Below are 15,814 nucleotides of genomic sequence, written 5' to 3' on the forward strand. Positions count from 1 at the left end.
CCTTCACTTGTCGGAGCTGATGCGTCGGGCCAACAGGTAGTTGATCGTCGACATCAGTGCGATGAGCACGAAGAGCACGAGCGCGACCGCCCCGGCGTAACCCCACCGGAAGCGCTGGTTCATCACGTCGAGCAGGTACATCGTGATGGTCTGGAACTGGCCCTCGGAGCCGCCGGAGAGGCCGCCCGACCCGCTGGTGAACAGCAGCGGCTCGGTGAAGAGCTGGAGCCCGCCGATGGTGGAGATGATCAGCGTGAAGATGATCGTGGGACGCAGCTGCGGGACCGTGATCGACCAGAACTGACGCCGCCGGGACGCGCCGTCGAGCGCGGCGGCCTCGTACATGTCCTTGCTGATCGACTGCATCGCGGCCAGGTAGATCAGCGCGTTGTAGCCGACCCAGCGCCAGTCGACCATGGTGGAGATGGCGAACCAGGAGGCGAAGCGGTTCGCCCGCCAGTCGATCGGGTCCAGGCCGACGGCGTCGAGCAGCCAGTTGACCAGGCCGAAGTCCTTGGCGTAGATCATCGAGAAGATCAGCGCGACCACCGCGGTCGAGGTGATGATCGGCATCGCGATGGCCATCCGGAAGAAGGTCTGCGCGCGCAGCCGCCGGTTCAGCGCGTTGGCCAGCATCAGCGCCAGCATCAGCTGGGGCACGGTGGAGAGCACGAACATGCCGAACGTGTTCACCACCGCGTTCCAGAACTGCGGGTCGTCGGTGAGCAGTTCGACGAAGTTGTCCAGCCCGACGAAGGAGATCGTCGCGTTGAGTGGGGACCGGTCGGTCAACGCGATCCAGACCGTGTACACGATCGGGTACGCGCTGAACACGGCGAAGAGCAGGAAGAAGGGCAGGACGTACAGGTAGGGCGAGTACTTCAGGTCCAGCTTGGTGGCCGAGCTGGCGCGGCGGTGCGAGGTGCGGGCGCGCGGCGGGCGGGGCTCGGGCGGCGCCGTGGCGTGCAGGTCGAGGCTCATCAGGAGTCCTTCTCCTCGGCCGGCGTCGCCCGCCTCACGGGCGGCGCCGGGCTCTGCGGGCACCGCGGGTGGCGCCGGCAGCACAGGGCTGCCGACGCCACCCGCGAGCGGCTCAGTCGGATCACTTACCGGCGGCCGCACCGTTCTTCAAAGCCGCCTGCCACTGCTCGTCGGCGGACTTGCCCTGCTCCACGGCGCGCAGCGTGTTCTCCACGGCGGTGCGGACCGCGTTGTTCTTCGGGCCGAGGTAGACCGGCTTCAGGTCGGTGGCGCCGGCGGCGAAGATCTTGCCGACCGGGGCCTTGCTGAAGTAGTCGTTGGTCGAGTCGGCCACGGCCGGGTCGGTGAGCGCCTGCGGGTTCGACGGCAGGTTGCCGACCGCCTTGTACGCGCCGATCTGGCCCTTGGCGCTGGTCAGGAACTTGGCCAGCTCCGCGGCCTCCTTCTGGTGCTTGCTCGACTTCGGCACGCCGAGGAAGGAGCCGCCCCAGTTGCCGCCCGCGCCGGGGGCCTTGGCGATGTCCCACTTGCCGGCCGCCGCGTCACCGGCCTGGCCCTTGATCACACCGGTCATCCACGCCGGGCAGGCGATGGTGGCGAAGGTGCCGTTCTTGAAACCGGCGTTCCACTCGTTGGAGAAGGACTGCAGGTTGTTCGACAGCCCGGCGGAGATCATCTTGGTGGTGAGCTGGTACGCGGCCTGCACGTCCGGGTTCTGGTCGATGACCAGCTTGTTGCTCTTGTCGTAGTACGTGTAGCCGGTGCCCTGGCCCGCGATCTGCATCAGCACCACGTTGTAGAAGTTGGTCGCCGAGTCGACGAACTTGTGCTTCTTGTCGGCGGCGGCGAACTTCTGGCCGGTGGCGATGAACTGGTCCCAGGTGGGCCAGAGCGCGCCGACCTGCTCGCGGTCGGTGGGCAGGCCGGCGGCCTTGAACAGGTCGGTGCGGTAGCACAGCGCCATCGAGCCGACGTCGGTGCCGAGGCCCAGCACCTTGCCGTCGGGGGTGGTGCCCTGCTCCCACTTCCACGGCAGGAAGTTGCCCTTGAGGTCGTTCGCGCCGTGGTCGGCCAGGTTCACGAACTTGTCGGCCTGCGCGTAGAACTGGACGATCGTGCCCTCTTCGAGGGCCACCACGTCACCGGCGCCGGAGCCGGCGGTGATCTGCTGGGTCAGGCGGGTGTTGTAGTCACCGAGACCGAGGCCCTTGCCGCGCTCCTGGATCTTGACGTTGGTGTGCTCGGCTTCGTACTGCTTGTACAGGTCTTCGTAGCCGAAGCCCTGGTCGCCGAAGACGTCGACGACCAGGGTGACCGGGCCGTCGCTGCTGCCGCCGTCGGACGACGAGTCGTCGCTACAGGCGGTGGCGGTGGCGAGCACCGCGACGGACGCGAGCGCGATGGCCGCGAGCTGTCGGCGGCGAATTGGGACGCTCATCCGGGACCCCTCTTTCGGTGGTGAGGCGAGATATCTCTGTGGTGGGGGGTGCGTTCAGCGCCGGGCCGGAGCGGGCAGGAAAGAGATCCACGCCACTCGCGGGAGCGCTCCCATGAGATTGCCGGCAGGTAACAGGGGTGTCAATAGGCCACTGGGAGCGTTCCCATTTCGTTACCGCGTGCGCTCGGCCGGTCCCGCGCGGCATAGGCTGCCAGCATGATCTGCCGAGCCTGCCGGGAGCGGCGGCACCGCGACTGCCGTGGCCGGACGTGGTGCGACTGCCAGCACCGCGCCCCCGGGCCCACCCCGCCGGTCACCGGTCCGGCCGGCGAATGAGTGCCGGCACCCCGATCGAACGGAGCTGGCCGGCACCCGCGTCCGGTCCACTGACCGACCCGCAGCTCACCGCGCTCTACGGCCGGGCGCCGCAGCCGCACCTGCGGGTGAACTTCGTCGCCAGCGCGGACGGCGCGGTCACCCTGGACGACTACTCCGCCGGGCTCTCCGGCGAGCCGGACAAGCGCGTGTTCGGGCTGCTGCGGATGCTCTGCGACGGCCTGCTGGTCGCCGCCGGCACGCTGCGGCACGAGGGCTACCGCGCGGTCCGACTGAGCGCCGACCGCCGGGCCTGGCGCCGGGAGCACGGCCTCGCCGAGTTCCCGACGCTGGTGGTGGTCTCCGGCTCGCTCGACCTCGACCCGACCCAGGCCTGCTTCGCCGACGCCCCGGTCCGGCCGCTGGTGCTCACCCGCTCCGACGCCGAACCGCCGGCCGGGCTCACCGAGGTCGCCGACCTGATCCGCTGCGGCGCCGACCACGTCGACCTGCCCGCCGGGCTGGCCGAGCTGCGCCGCCGCGGGCTGGGCCAGGTGCTCTGCGAGGGGGGCCCGCACCTGTTCGGCGCGCTCACCGCGGCCGACCTGGTCGACGAGCTGTGCCTGACCGTGGCGCCGCTGCTCGCCGGCGGCGGCCCCGGCCGGATCACCGCCGGGGCCGGCAGCGCCGCGCGCCACCTGACGCTGCGGCACGTGCTGGCCGCCGCCGACGGGGTGCTGATGCTGCGCTACACCCGCGACGCGGCCGACCCGCCGCCCGCCGGAGCCACCCCCGCCACCTGACCGCGCCCTCGGTCGCGCCGAGTCCGCGCAGACGCACGGAAAGAGTCGTCATCTCGCCCGGGACAGGCACGCTTTCCGTGCGACAGCGCGCAGGGCGCGGGTGACGGGAAGAGTGGGGTGGCGGAACGGCGGGGTGGGGGGAGGGGAGGGCCCTAGCCTGGGAGGATGGGCGTGACGGAGCTGGTCGGGGCGAGGCCGGCCCGCCGGCCGCTGCTCGCCGCCGGGCTGCTCACCGCCGCCGGGCTGGTGGACGCGGTGTCGGCCTGGGCGCACACCGGGCACGCACGGTTCGCCGTGGCCACCGCCGACGGGGTCTACCGGGTCGACCTCGGCGGTTGGGCGTGGGCGCACCTCGCGGTCGGGGCCGCGGTCACCGTCGCCGGGCTGGCGCTGCTCACCGGCCGACGGTGGGCGGTGCCGGTGGCGTACTGCTGCGTGCTGCCCGCGGTCGTGATCGACCTGCTGCTCCTGCCGTACGCGCCGCTGCGGGCCGTCCTCGTGGTCGCGCTCGACGGCACCGCGCTGCGGCTGCTGCTGCGCCACCGCCGGGCGACGCGGGCCGGCTGATCACCGCGGCTGACAGACCCGACCGTAGCGGGCCGGGTCACCCTCCCGGGTAGCCGACCAGAGCGGGTTCCGCGTCAGCAGCAGCGACGGCGCCTGCCAGGCCGAGCCGATGCGCTGGAGCAGGTCGTACTCGCGGCGCGGCTGGTGGATCGGCTCGCCCGCCAGGAACCGGGTCACCTCGTCCTGGACGGCCCGGTCGCCGATCAGGCCGCCGTGGAACGCGGGCAACTGGTAGACCGGCACATGGCTGTACTCGCCTGGCGGCGCCTCGGCGGCGGCCACCGTGGGCAGGAACGCGATCACCCGGACGCCCGGCACCGGGCAGAGCGTGCGGTTGCGGTAGAACGGCGCGTTCACCAGGATCGACCGCACGAAGGGCTCGTCCGGTTTGTCCTTCACCGAACGGGGCAGGTTGGCCAGCCAGAACAGTCCCCGTAGCTGCCAGCCGGTGGCCACGCCCCAGCCCTCGTACCCCGGTGGGGGGTAGTAGGCGCGACCGGGCCGCACCAGCGGACTGAACAGCACCGCCGCGGTCACCGGCCCGCGCGGCAGCTTGTCCAGGAAGGTACGGACCACCATCGCGCCCTCGCTCTGCCCGACCAACGCGATCGGCCGGCCGGTACGCCGGTGCAGCGCCCGCACGTGCGCCGCCAGCACCACCGCGCTGGTGTCCAGCGACTGGTGGGTGGCCTCCGGCAGGTACGGCAGCGGACGCCCCGAGGCGTCCAGTCCCCGGTAGGAGTACCGCTCGACCCGGGGGTCGGCGGCCGGCTCGCCGTCCCAGCGCGAGTCGTGCCCGTCCAGCACGATCACCGCCTCGGGCACCCCGTCCGGCAGCCGCTGGGACAGAATCGGCGGGCGCCACGACCCCGGCCCGCCGGTCGCGATCCCGATGAACGACTCGGCCCAGACCGCGCCGACCACGGCCAGCGCGATCACGATCGGCGCGGCCGGGACCCGGGGCAGGTGGACCCGGGCCGGCCGCACCGCGGCGTCGACGACCCGCAGCCAGAGCGCCCCGTTCGCCACCCCGGCGAGCGCGGCGACCGGCACCGGCCACCAGCCGGGGACGCTGGAGATCAGCGCGCCGGCCAGGGTGAGCATCGCGAAGTTGAGCGTCGACCAGCCGAACAGCTCGATCGTCGGCAGCCCGCGCCACCAGCGGTCCACCACCCCGGCCCGGGCCAGGAACGGCGCGGTGACCAGCAGCGGGGCGAGCGAGGCGAACAGGTACCAGGACAGCGCCACCGTGGAGAAGGCGACGGAGAGCGCGGCCCACGGCGAGATCGCCACCACCGCCACCACGGCGACCGTCAGGTTGCGCCGCAGCAGCCTGCGACGCGACGGCCGGGGCGCCGCGTCCGGCCAGGCCAGCCAGGTGAGCAGCGCGGAGAACAGCCCGCGGAGCACGATCAGCGCGAGCAGGCCGAGCCCGAAACTGCCCCACGAGTCGTGGTAGACCAGCAGCCACCGCAGGTCGTGGTAGGAGTCGTACGGCCAGACGGAGGTGACCTGCGGCGCGAGCCCTCGTGCGGCGTGGAACCGCACCCCGACCAGCACCGCCTCCTCGACCGCCGGCAGGGTCGCGGCGAGCGCGAACAGGCCGACCAGCCGGTCCCGTGTCGACGCCACGTGCCTCTCCCCCGCTCTCCCGGCCTCCTTGCAGGATGTCGTGTCGGAGGCGCGTCGGGCGCGAAAACGCACGTACGGTGTTCGCCCGGATCCGCCCGGCGACCGGCCGGCGTGGCGTCCGACGCGTCGCGTGGCAACCTGTCGCATCCCTCGGGCAGGATGCAGGACGTGCGCCGCCAATCCGACGACCAGCCGACCGGAGACCGCCGATGACCGACGACCAGCTCGACGGCCCCGGCGAGGGGGTCGGCCGGGTGCTCGGCACCGCCGACGCCACCCCGCTCACCTTCTGGACGGCCGTCGCCCCGGGGAGCTACCTGCAACTCGACGACGTGGTGGTGACCCGACGCGAGCTGCCCGACCGGGAGCCGGTGACCATCGCCGGCGTGGTGACCCAGGTGCGCGCCCGGCACGAGGGGGCGCAGTTCGACTCCGACGTCTTCGCCATCGCCGACGGCACGCTGCCGGCGCAGGTGCAGGAGGCCGCCGAGATCACCACCACCCGGGTCGACCCGGAGTTCTACGTCCCGCCCACCCCGGGCGCGGTGGTGCACCGGGCCGAGGGCGACGCCCGGGCCCGGGCGCTGCACTTCGACCGGATGGAGCGGCGGATCCCGATGGGGATGGGCCGCGACGGCGTCCCGGTCTACCTCAACGCCGACTTCCTCGACGGCACCCGCGGCGCGCACATCTCCATCTCCGGCATCTCCGGGGTGGCCACCAAGACCAGCTTCGCCACCTTCCTGCTCTACTCGGTGTTCCGCTCCGGCGTGCTCGGCGGCGACGCGGTCAACGCCAAGGCGCTGATCTTCAACGTGAAGGGCGAGGACCTGCTCTTCCTCGACCACCCGAACACCCGGCTCGACGACCCGACCCGCGCGGCGTACGCGAAGCTCGGTCTCGACGCCGGCGCGTTCCCCGACGTGCGGGTCTACGCCCCGCCCCGGGTCGGCGACTCCTCCGGCACGCCGGACGTGAGCAGCCGGCTCACCGGCGTGGACAGCTTCTACTGGACGCTGAGCGAGTTCTGCGCCGACCGGCTCCTGCCCTACGTCTTCGCCGACGCCGACGACGAGCGCCAGCAATACACCATGGTGGTCCACTCGGTCGCCGCCCACCTGGCCCGATACGCCCAGCCCGCCGACGGCGGGGTGAGCATCGACGGGGTCCGCCTCGGCTCCTACGCCGACCTGGTCGACCACGTGGTCGAGCAGCTCAACGACGACGAGACCCGGGGCGAGTGGGCCGGCAGCGCGGTCGGCCTGGGCACGGTCAACGCGTTCGCCCGCCGGCTCATCGGCAGCAAGAAGGACCTGGGCCGGCTGATCCGCGGTGACCTGGCCACCCGCCGCCCGCACTCGATCAACACCGCGGAGAGCGCCCAGGTCACGGTGGTCGACCTGCACAACCTGCCGGACCGCGCGCAGCGCTTCGTGGTCGGCGTGACGCTCAAGAGCGAGTTCGAGCGCAAGGAGAAGGCCGGCACCGCCAAGCCGTTGCTCTTCGTCGTGCTCGACGAGTTGAACAAGTACGCGCCCCGCGAGGGCTCCTCCCCGATCAAGGAGGTGCTGCTCGACATCGCCGAGCGGGGCCGCTCGCTGGGGGTGATCCTGGTCGGCGCGCAACAGACCGCGAGCGAGGTGGAACGGCGGATCGTCACCAACTCGGCGATCCGGGTGGTCGGCCGGCTCGACCCGGCCGAGGCGTCCCGCCCGGAGTACGGCTTCCTGCCGCCCGCCCAGCGCCAGCGGGCGCTGCTGGCCAAGCCCGGCACCATGTTCGTCAACCAGCCCGACATCCCGGTGCCGCTCTGCCTGGAGTTCCCGTTCCCGGCGTGGGCCACCCGGGTCTCCGAGGCGGGCCGCGCCCCGTCGGAGACGCTACGGTCGATCACGCAGGCCGCCGACCCGTTCGCGGTGGTCGGCTCCGGCACCTCCGACGACGACATCCCGTTCTAGGCGGCGACCCACCATGAAGATCCTGCACACCTCCGACTGGCACGTCGGCAAGGTCCTCAAGGGGCAGTCCCGGGCCGAGGAGCACACGCAGGTCCTCGCCCAGGTGATCGACATCGCCCGCGACGAGCGGCCCGACCTGGTGATCGTCGCCGGTGACCTCTACGACACCGCCGCGCCCACGCCGGAGGCGACCCGGCTGGTGACCCGCGCGCTGACCGCGCTGCGCCGCACCGGCGCCGACGTGCTGGCGATCGGCGGCAACCACGACAACGGCGCGGCGCTCGACGCGCTGCGCCCGTGGGCCGACGCCGCCGGCATCACGCTGCGCGGCAGCGTGCGGGAGAACCCGGCCGAGCACGTGGTCGACGGGGTGACCCGCGACGGCGAGCGGTGGCAGGTCGCCGCGCTGCCGTTCCTGTCCCAGCGCTACGCGGTCCGCGCGGTGGAGATGTACGCGCTCACCCCGGCCGAGGCCAACCAGACCTACGCCGACCATCTCGGCCGGGTGCTCGACAAGCTGGCCGAGGGCTTCACCGAGCCGGACCGGGTGCACCTGGTCACCGCGCACCTCACCGTGGTCGGGGCGAGCACCGGCGGTGGCGAGCGGGACGCGCACACCGTGCTCGGCTACGCGGTGCCGGCGACCGTCTTCCCCGGCAACGCGCACTACGTGGCGCTGGGTCACCTGCACCGCTCCCAGCGCGTGATCGGCCCCTGCCCGATCCGCTACAGCGGCAGCCCGCTCGCGGTCGACTTCGGCGAGCAGGAAAACGTCGGCTCGGTGACGATCGTGGAGGTCACCGCCACCACCGCCGCCCGGGTCCGGGAGGTGCCGGTGCCCGGGGCGGTGCCGCTGCGCACGGTGCGGGGCACCCTCGCGCAGCTCGCCGAGATCGAGCCGCCGGACGGCTGGCTGCGGGTCTTCGTCCGGGAGCAACCCCGGGCCGGGCTGCGCGAGGAGGTCCAGGAGCTGCTCCCGCGGGCGCTGGAGATCAGGATCGACCCGGAGCTGATGCCGGCGCCGGGCAGCGGCACCCGCACCGCGCAGCGGGCCGGCCGCTCGCCGCGCGAGCTGTTCGCCGACTACCTGGGCAGCCGCGGGCATGCCGACGACGGCGTGCGGGAACTCTTCGACGAGCTGCTCGAGGAGGTGGAGCACTGATGCGGCCGATGCGGCTGGACATGGCCGGTTTCACCGTGTTCCGCGAGGAGACCACCGTCGACTTCACCGACGCCGACTTCTTCGCGCTGGTCGGGCCGACCGGCTCGGGCAAGTCGACGGTGCTCGACGCGATCTGCTTCGCGCTCTACGGCACGGTGCCGCGCTGGGGCGGCGCGCGGGGGCTGGCGAACGCGCTGGCGCCGTCCGCCACCGAGGCGCGGGTCCGGCTGGTCTTCGAGTCCGCCGGCGACCGCTACGTCGCCACCCGGGTGGTCCGCCGCGACGGTCGGGGCACGGTGAAGACGGCAAACGCCGGGCTCCAGCTCATGCCGCCCGGGTTCGACGTCACCAAGCTCGACACCGGGCTCAGCCCGGAGGACCTGGGCGACGTGGTGGCCGGCACGCCGGCCGAGATGGAGCAGGCGGTGCTGGACGCGGTCGGGCTGCCGTACGAGCAGTTCACCTCCTGCGTGGTGCTGCCGCAGGGGCAGTTCGCCGACTTCCTGCACGCGAAGCCGGCCACCCGCCAGCAGATCCTGGTGAACCTGCTCGGGCTGGGCGTCTACGAGGGCGTGCAGAAGAAGGCGGTCGAGCGCGCCGGGCAGGCCGAGGCGAAGCTGGAGACGGTCGACAAGGTGCTCGGCGGGCTCGCCGACGTGGACGACGCGCGGCTGGCCGACGCCCGGGGCCGGGTCGAGGCGGTGCGGGAGCTGGCCGGGGCGGTCGCGGCGGCCGTACCGGAGCTGGAGCGGGCCCGGGCCACGGCCGGTGAGCGGGCCGCGGCGCTGGCCGCGCTCGACGCCGAGCTGGGCGTGCTGGCCGGGGTCCGGCCGCCGGACGGCACCGCCGAGCTGGCCCGCGCGGTGGCCGCGGCCCGGGTGGCCGTCGACGAGGCGACCGCGGCGGTCGGGCTGGCCGAGGAGCGCGAGGAGAAGCTGCGCGGCGAGCTGGCGGCGGCCGGCGACGAGAGCGCGCTGCGCCTGCTGCTGCGGGCGTACGCCGACCGGGAGCGGTTGACCGGCGAGGCGGCGACGGTCCGCGCGGCGGTCGACGCGGCGCGCGCCGAGCACGACGCGGCGGTCGCGGCGCTGCACGCGGCGCGGGCCGCCGCCGAGCGGGCCGAGGTCGAGCTGGAGGCGGCGTTCCGGGCGCACGAGGAGGCCAAGGCGGCCGACCAGGCGGTGGCGCTGCGGGCGCACCTGGTCGACGGCGCGCCCTGCCCGGTGTGCGAGCAGGTGGTGGTCGCCGTGCCGGCGGTGCCGAAGGGTTCGGCGGTGAGCCGGGCGATCGCGGCCGGCAAGGCGGCGCGGTCGGCCAGCGAGGCCGCGAAGCGGGTGGTGACCGAGCGCGACGCCGCCGCCCGTGACCTGGACCGGGCGCTGCTGCGGGTCCGGGCCGAGCAGGACGGGCTCGCCGCGCGGCTGGCCGAGCTGGACGGGCAGCTCACCGACGCCGCCGCGCCGGAGGCGCTGCGCGGGTCGCTGGCCGAGCACGCCCGGCTCCGGGCCGCGTTGGACGAGGCGGGTGGCGCGGTCCGGGCCGGCCGGGAGGCCGCCCGGCGGGCCCGGGGCACGCTCGACGGCGCGCAGGACCGGCTGCGCCGGGCGTGGCGCGACTTCGACGCGGTGCGGGACGGGCTGGCCCGGTTCGGCCCGCCGGCCGCCGACCGGGACGACGTGGCCGTGGCCTGGGCGGCGCTGGCCGGCTGGGCGGGCGAGCAGGCCGACCGGCGGCGGGCCGACCGGGGCGGGCTGGCCGGGTCGGTGGACGCGGCCCAGCGGGCGGCGGCCGAGGTGTCCGACCGGCTCGGCGCGTTGTTCGCCGCCGCCGGGCTGGACGCGCCGGACGATCCGCTGCGCGACGCCGCGGTGGCGGTGGAGCGGGCCGAGGCGGAGCTGCGCCGGCTCACCGAGCGCCGCGAGCAGGCGGTCGAGCTGCGGGAGCAGCGGGCCGGCCACGAGCGGCAGGCGCGGGTGGCACGCGCGCTCGCGAGCCACCTGCGGGCCAACAACTTCGAGCGCTGGCTGCTCACCGAGGCGCTGGACCTGCTGGTCGACGGCGCGTCGCGGATCCTGCGGGAGCTGTCCGGCGGGCAGTACGACCTGGTGCACGACAAGGGCGAGTTCTTCGTGGTCGACCACCACGACGCCGGGCTGCGGCGCGGGGTGCGGACGCTGTCCGGCGGGGAGACGTTCCAGGCGTCGCTGGCGCTGGCGCTGGCGCTGTCGGAGCAGTTGGCCGGCATGTCGACGAGCGCGGCCAGCCTGGAGTCGATCGTGCTGGACGAGGGCTTCGGCACGCTCGACGCGGCCACGTTGGACACGGTCGCCGCCACGCTGGAGAGTTTGGCCGCCCGGGGCGACCGGATGGTCGGCGTGGTCACCCACGTGCCGGCGCTGGCCGAGCGCATCCCGGTCCGCTTCGAGGTCCGCAAGGACGCCCGCACGGCCCGCGTCGAACGGACCGGCCTGTGAGCGCGAGGAGCGCAGCGCAGCGGAGCCCCGCAGTCGCGAACGGAAGGCCAGCCCGATGAGCGCGAGGAGCGCAGCGCAGCGGAGCCCCGCAGTCGCGAACGGAAGGCCAGCCCGATGAGCGCGAGGAGCGCCGCGTGACGCGGCCGGGACAGCCCCGGTTCTTCGTCGACTCGTGGGACCCGGCGTACGGGGCGTCGTTCGAGGCGGCGGGTGGGGCCGGGCCGGCGACGCCGAGCAGCGCCCAGGTGGAGGCCGACGTCGAGCTGCCGGTCACCGACTGGCGGGCGATCGATCCCCGTCCGGGGGTGCGGGCGCCGGACGTGGTGCTGCTCGTCGACGGCGTACGCCGGATCGACGCCAGCGTCTGGACGGCCGAGGAGGACGGCGGCTCGTTCCCCGGCATCGCCGCCTCCTACGCGGCCGGGGTGGTCCGCTGCGACCTGGACCGCGGCGCGGCCGAGCTGGCCGGCTCCCGGGTGGGTCGGGGGTTGTTCACCGCCAGCCCGTCGGCGCAGGACGTGGTGGCCGGCACGATCCGCTATCCGGTGCACCGGGTCGGCGGCACCGGCGAGCTGAGCAAGCTGCCGGCCGCGGTGCAGGGCCCGCTGACCGCGCTGGAGGTGGCCGTCTCGGACGCGGTCCGCGCCGACGGCGACCTGCTGGTGGTGGACGGTCCGCTGCGCAGCCGCCGGAACCTCCCACGCACCCTGGGTTACATCAAGACGCAGCACAGCCAGTATCTCGACGCCCGGCTGACCGCGGTGGTGACCGGGCTGGCGCCGGGTCAGCGCTGCCCGGTGTTCCGGCTGGGCACGGCGTGGGGCGGCTGGTCGTGGTACGTGCGCCTGCCGGTGGCCGCCGGTGCGCCCTGGGCGGGCATCGTGCGGATGGAGTGCTCGGCCGAGCTGACCGTGCCGGAGGCGGTCGCGCTGGCGGACCTGTCCCTGGTCACGCTGCCCCGGTTCGCGTCCACCCCGTACAAGGACCCGCGGGCCCCGCAGAACCTGGTGCCGATCGCCGGGCTGGAGCGCAAGCTGCGCGGGATGCTCGGCGACGCGCGGCTGCTGCACCGGGTGCTCACCTCGGCGGCGCGGGGGATGCGGCGCTGATGGGCCGGCGACGGGACACCGACCGGGTGGTGGCGGACGTCGACACCGGGCGGGCCGAGCTGGTGCCGGACCGGGACCGCCCCGGCTCGTGGACGCTGCTGCTGGACGGCGCGCCGCAGTCGCATGTGGACCTGACCGACGCGACGCATCTGGAGTTCGAGTACGTCCGGCGGCTGGCCGCCGCGATCGACCTGGTCGCGCCCGCCGGCGTGCCGCTGCGGGTGCTGCACCTGGGCGGCGGTGCGCTGACGCTGCCCCGGTACGTGCAGGCCACCCGGCCCGGTTCGACGCAGCGGGTGTCCGAGGTGGACGGCGCGCTGGTGGAGCTGGTCCGGCGGGAGCTGCCCTGGCCGTCCGATCCCCGGTTGCGGGTGCGGGTGGCCGACGCCCGCGCCACGCTGTCGTCCAGCCGGGACGGCGGGTACGACGTGATCGTCGCGGACGTCTTCGCCGGCGCCCGCACCCCGGCCCACCTGACCTCGGTGGAGTTCGCCGCCGAGGTGGCCCGGGTGCTGGCGCCGGACGGTCACTACCTGGCGAACGTCGCCGACGGCCCGCCGCTGCGGCACGTCCGTGGGCAGGTCGCCACCGTGCGTACCGTGCTGCCCCGGGCCTGTTTGGTGGGCGACGCGGCGGTGCTGCGCGGCCGGCGGTACGGCAACCTGGTGCTGGTGGCGTCCCGGGTGGAGCCGCCGATGCCGGAGCTGTCCCGGCGCGCGGCCGGCGACTGGTTCCCGGGCCGGGTGGTGGCCGGCGACGAGCTGGACCGCTTCGCCGGCGGCGTCCCGGTGGTCTCCGACGCGGACGCGGTGGACTCCACCCCGCCACCGCCGGGAATCTTTTCCGTCAAACGTTGATCCGATCGGCGGATCGCTGCGTATCACCGGGCGGCCATGCCCGTGGGGGGCCGGCTGACGTCATTGGACACCGGAGGTCTGCATGCATGCGGTGGCGGCCGGCTGGCACGGCGAGGTGGCGAGGCCCGAGTGGATGTTCGCCCGGGCGCAGCCACACTCCCGCGCGTCGCGCTCGGGCCGGGGGGTCGACGCGCACCCCGCCGATCGCCAGAATGACCCGGTGCCGCCTCGACCCGCCCCCGGACGCCACCAGGCGACCTCCGCCGAGGCCAGCCACTCCGACCAGTTGATCCGCCTGCTCTACGCGGAGCACGCCGGCCCGCTGCTGATGTTCGTGATGCGGCTGACCGGCGGGGACCGGCAGCGCGCCGAGGACATCGTGCAGGAGACGCTGCTGCGGGCCTGGCGCAACGCGCACCGCCTCGGCGTGCAGGGCCAGGGCTCGCTGCGTCCCTGGCTGGTCACGGTGGCCCGGCGGATCGCCATCGACGAGCACCGCAGCGAACAGTCCCGCCCGGCGGAGACGTACGACCGGGACCTGACCGCGTTCGCCGAGTCGGACAGCACCGACCGGGTGCTGCGCACGATGACCGTGGCGGACGCGCTGCGTACGCTCAGCCAGTCGCACCGGGAGATCCTGGTGGCGACGTACTTCCGGGGTCGTACGGTGCCGGAGGCGGCGGAGGAGCTGGGCCTGCCGCTGGGCACCGCGAAGTCCCGGGTCTACTACGCGCTGCGCGCGCTGCGCACGGCTCTGCAGGAGAGGGGGGTGACGGAATGAGCCGGGCCGACCACATGGACGTCGCCGCGTACGCGCTCGGTGTGCTGGACGCACAGGACGCGGAGCGGTTCGAGGAGCACCTGGCCACCTGCTGGGCGTGCGCGGCGGAGCTGGAGACGATGGTCCCGGTGGTGGGGTTGCTCTCCGGCATCGACGGCGAGGCGATGGCCGCGTTGGAGCAGACCCACACCGACCCGGCGCTGCTGGACCGGACGCTGGTGGCGGTGCGGCGGGACCGGCGGCGTACCCGGGTCCGGCAGTTGCTGGCCACCGCGGCGGCCGTGGTGGTGTTCGGCGGCCTGAGCGGCGTCGCGGCCGGTTTTCTCGGCGACGACGCGCCGCCGGTGCCGCGGGCCGAGCCGACGCAGAGCGTGCCGACCGCCGCGCCGAGCGGTCGGCCGGACGACCCGAACGACCCGGACGTCGGCGGCAACGAGCAGGAGGGCGACCAGCACAACGCCACCGATCCGGGCACCGGCGTGAAGACCACGATGTGGCTGGCGGAGAAGGAGTACGGCACCCAGATCGCCGTGCAGCTCAGCCGGCTGCCCGGGCCGCGCACGTGCCGGCTGCTGGTGGTGCGCAAGAACGCCACCAGCGAGGTGGTCGGCACCTGGTCGGTGCCGGGTGGCGGCTACGGCACCAACCAGAACCCGCTCGGGCTGGAGCTGACCGCGTCGACCTCGGCCCCGCTCGGCGACATCGAGAAGGTCCAGGTGCAGTCCGTGGACGTCAACGGCGTGGCGAGCCCGCTGGTGACCGTCTCCGACCTCTGATCCACCGCGTCGACGGGGCCCCGGGGGGGCGTGGCCGCCCGGCGCCGTCGTGTCGTGCCCGGACCGTCGTGGTGGCGCACGCGCCACGGACCGGATCGGTTCAATCCGTCCACTGTGAAATGGCCCACCCTTTCGACTTCAACCTTGACAGCGCTGCCGCCCGTACTACCGGGCGAACTGCCAAGAACGAGGAGGGCACGTGGCACACCACATGCGGACGACCGTCATCGTCGCGAGCGCGATGGTCGCACTTACGGCCTGCGCCCCCGCGGGCTACAACGGGGCGAACTCGGGCGCGGCGGAGCCGGTCGCCGTCGCCGCGGCCGAGCCCACCGCGGCGGCCGAGCCGGAGGCGTCGGCCTCCCCGGAGGCGCCCGCCGTCGACCAGGCGCCCCCGTCGGACGTGAAACTCACCGACGAACTGGTCGGCAAGAAGCTGCCCCGGATGGGCAAGGTCGTCACCGACCAGGACGGCTGGGTGCTGTACCGGTTCGACAAGGACTCGTCGAACCCGGCGCAGTCCAACTGCGTGGACAAGTGCGCCGAGGTCTGGCCGCCGGCGCTGACCGACGGCAACCCGCAGCTCCAGGGCGTCTCCGACGACAAGGTCGGCACCGTCACCCGCCAGGACGGCACCCGGCAGATCACGATCGGGGACTGGCCGGTCTACCGCTACATCGGTGACAAGAAGCCCGGCCAGTGGAAGGGCCAGGGCGTCGGCGGCACCTGGTTCGTCGTCGACCCGAACGGCAAGAAGAACCTGACCTGCCTGCCGACCGGCACCCCGAAGGCGGTCGCCCCGCCGGCGTCCGGCGGTTCGGGCGACTCGGGCGGCTCGGACTACTCGTACTGACCGCACCGGACACGGTGACCGGCCGCCGCCGGGGAGGGCGCGGCCGGTCACCGTCGCGGACCCGGGAGGCGGGGCGTACCGGCATCGACCCGCCTCCCGGCACCGACA

Annotated in this window: 13 protein-coding genes; 10 read left to right on the plus strand and 3 right to left on the minus strand. The window is 74.1% G+C overall.

Translation table 11 applies throughout. The features are described from left to right. Positions 1 to 3 precede the first annotated feature (3 nt). Positions 4 to 981 (minus strand): carbohydrate ABC transporter permease, encoded by a 978-nt coding sequence (locus VKK44_RS20080; protein WP_343442706.1) that lies wholly within the window; start codon positions 979 to 981, stop codon positions 4 to 6. 121 nt (positions 982 to 1,102) lie between these two features. Then, on the minus strand, positions 1,103 to 2,419 hold the full coding sequence (locus tag VKK44_RS20085) for an ABC transporter substrate-binding protein (RefSeq protein ID WP_343442707.1): 1,317 nt from the start codon (positions 2,417 to 2,419) through the stop codon (positions 1,103 to 1,105). 332 nt (positions 2,420 to 2,751) lie between these two features. Between VKK44_RS20085 and VKK44_RS20090 the strand changes: the two genes are divergently transcribed. Together VKK44_RS20090 and VKK44_RS20095 are read left to right on the plus strand one after the other, a co-directional pair. Next, the gene (locus tag VKK44_RS20090) at positions 2,752 to 3,537 is read left to right on the plus strand and encodes a pyrimidine reductase family protein (RefSeq protein WP_343442708.1); all 786 of its coding nucleotides are present in this window, start codon (positions 2,752 to 2,754) and stop codon (positions 3,535 to 3,537) included. A gap of 165 nt (positions 3,538 to 3,702) precedes the next feature. Continuing rightward, complete coding sequence (locus tag VKK44_RS20095; protein ID WP_343442709.1) at positions 3,703 to 4,104, plus strand: DUF7144 family membrane protein; 402 nt, start codon at positions 3,703 to 3,705, stop codon at positions 4,102 to 4,104. Here the strand turns inward: VKK44_RS20095 and VKK44_RS20100 are convergent, their stop codons facing one another. Further along, a complete protein-coding gene (locus tag VKK44_RS20100; RefSeq protein WP_343442711.1) occupies positions 4,105 to 5,736 on the minus strand; it encodes a hypothetical protein in 1,632 nt (543 codons plus the stop codon). 209 nt (positions 5,737 to 5,945) lie between these two features. Here VKK44_RS20100 and VKK44_RS20105 point away from each other — a divergent pair, with 209 nt between their 5' ends. The 8 genes from VKK44_RS20105 to VKK44_RS20140 all read left to right on the plus strand — a co-directional run bounded on the left by VKK44_RS20105 (position 5,946) and on the right by VKK44_RS20140 (position 15,706). Then, on the plus strand, positions 5,946 to 7,694 hold the full coding sequence (locus tag VKK44_RS20105; RefSeq protein WP_343442713.1) for an ATP-binding protein: 1,749 nt from the start codon (positions 5,946 to 5,948) through the stop codon (positions 7,692 to 7,694). A gap of 13 nt (positions 7,695 to 7,707) precedes the next feature. Beyond that, complete coding sequence (locus tag VKK44_RS20110) at positions 7,708 to 8,856, plus strand: exonuclease SbcCD subunit D (RefSeq protein ID WP_343442715.1); 1,149 nt, start codon at positions 7,708 to 7,710, stop codon at positions 8,854 to 8,856. Next, positions 8,856 to 11,330 (plus strand): SMC family ATPase, encoded by a 2,475-nt coding sequence (locus VKK44_RS20115; protein WP_343442716.1) that lies wholly within the window; start codon positions 8,856 to 8,858, stop codon positions 11,328 to 11,330. Before VKK44_RS20110 ends, VKK44_RS20115 begins: the two co-directional genes overlap by 1 nt. Positions 11,331 to 11,464: 134 nt before the next feature. Further along, positions 11,465 to 12,439 (plus strand): hypothetical protein, encoded by a 975-nt coding sequence (locus tag VKK44_RS20120; protein ID WP_343442717.1) that lies wholly within the window; start codon positions 11,465 to 11,467, stop codon positions 12,437 to 12,439. Further along, entirely contained in the window at positions 12,439 to 13,296 is an 858-nt protein-coding gene (locus VKK44_RS20125) for a spermidine synthase (RefSeq protein ID WP_343442718.1), read from the plus strand. The genes VKK44_RS20120 and VKK44_RS20125 overlap by 1 nt, the downstream gene beginning before the upstream one ends. 82 nt (positions 13,297 to 13,378) lie before the next feature. Then, a complete protein-coding gene (locus VKK44_RS20130; RefSeq protein ID WP_343442719.1) occupies positions 13,379 to 14,077 on the plus strand; it encodes a sigma-70 family RNA polymerase sigma factor in 699 nt (232 codons plus the stop codon). Continuing rightward, the gene (locus tag VKK44_RS20135) at positions 14,074 to 14,853 is read left to right on the plus strand and encodes an anti-sigma factor family protein (RefSeq protein WP_343442720.1); all 780 of its coding nucleotides are present in this window, start codon (positions 14,074 to 14,076) and stop codon (positions 14,851 to 14,853) included. The genes VKK44_RS20130 and VKK44_RS20135 overlap by 4 nt, the downstream gene beginning before the upstream one ends. A gap of 199 nt (positions 14,854 to 15,052) precedes the next feature. Further along, a complete protein-coding gene (locus VKK44_RS20140) occupies positions 15,053 to 15,706 on the plus strand; it encodes a COG4315 family predicted lipoprotein (RefSeq protein ID WP_343442721.1) in 654 nt (217 codons plus the stop codon). The last annotated feature ends 108 nt before the right edge of the window (positions 15,707 to 15,814 follow it).

The sequence above is a fragment of the Micromonospora sp. DSM 45708 genome, assembly GCF_039566955.1.
GTDB lineage: Bacteria > Actinomycetota > Actinomycetes > Mycobacteriales > Micromonosporaceae > Micromonospora.

Coding starts and splice junctions, on each gene's coding strand:
- VKK44_RS20135 (WP_343442720.1), top strand. CDS start 14,074: ATGAGCCGGGCCGACCACATGGACGTCGCCGCGTACGCGCTCGGTGTG.
- VKK44_RS20085 (WP_343442707.1), bottom strand. CDS start 2,419: ATGAGCGTCCCAATTCGCCGCCGACAGCTCGCGGCCATCGCGCTCGCG.
- VKK44_RS20090 (WP_343442708.1), top strand. CDS start 2,752: ATGAGTGCCGGCACCCCGATCGAACGGAGCTGGCCGGCACCCGCGTCC.
- VKK44_RS20125 (WP_343442718.1), top strand. CDS start 12,439: ATGGGCCGGCGACGGGACACCGACCGGGTGGTGGCGGACGTCGACACC.
- VKK44_RS20115 (WP_343442716.1), top strand. CDS start 8,856: ATGCGGCCGATGCGGCTGGACATGGCCGGTTTCACCGTGTTCCGCGAG.
- VKK44_RS20095 (WP_343442709.1), top strand. CDS start 3,703: ATGGGCGTGACGGAGCTGGTCGGGGCGAGGCCGGCCCGCCGGCCGCTG.
- VKK44_RS20105 (WP_343442713.1), top strand. CDS start 5,946: ATGACCGACGACCAGCTCGACGGCCCCGGCGAGGGGGTCGGCCGGGTG.
- VKK44_RS20130 (WP_343442719.1), top strand. CDS start 13,379: ATGCATGCGGTGGCGGCCGGCTGGCACGGCGAGGTGGCGAGGCCCGAG.
- VKK44_RS20080 (WP_343442706.1), bottom strand. CDS start 981: ATGAGCCTCGACCTGCACGCCACGGCGCCGCCCGAGCCCCGCCCGCCG.
- VKK44_RS20110 (WP_343442715.1), top strand. CDS start 7,708: ATGAAGATCCTGCACACCTCCGACTGGCACGTCGGCAAGGTCCTCAAG.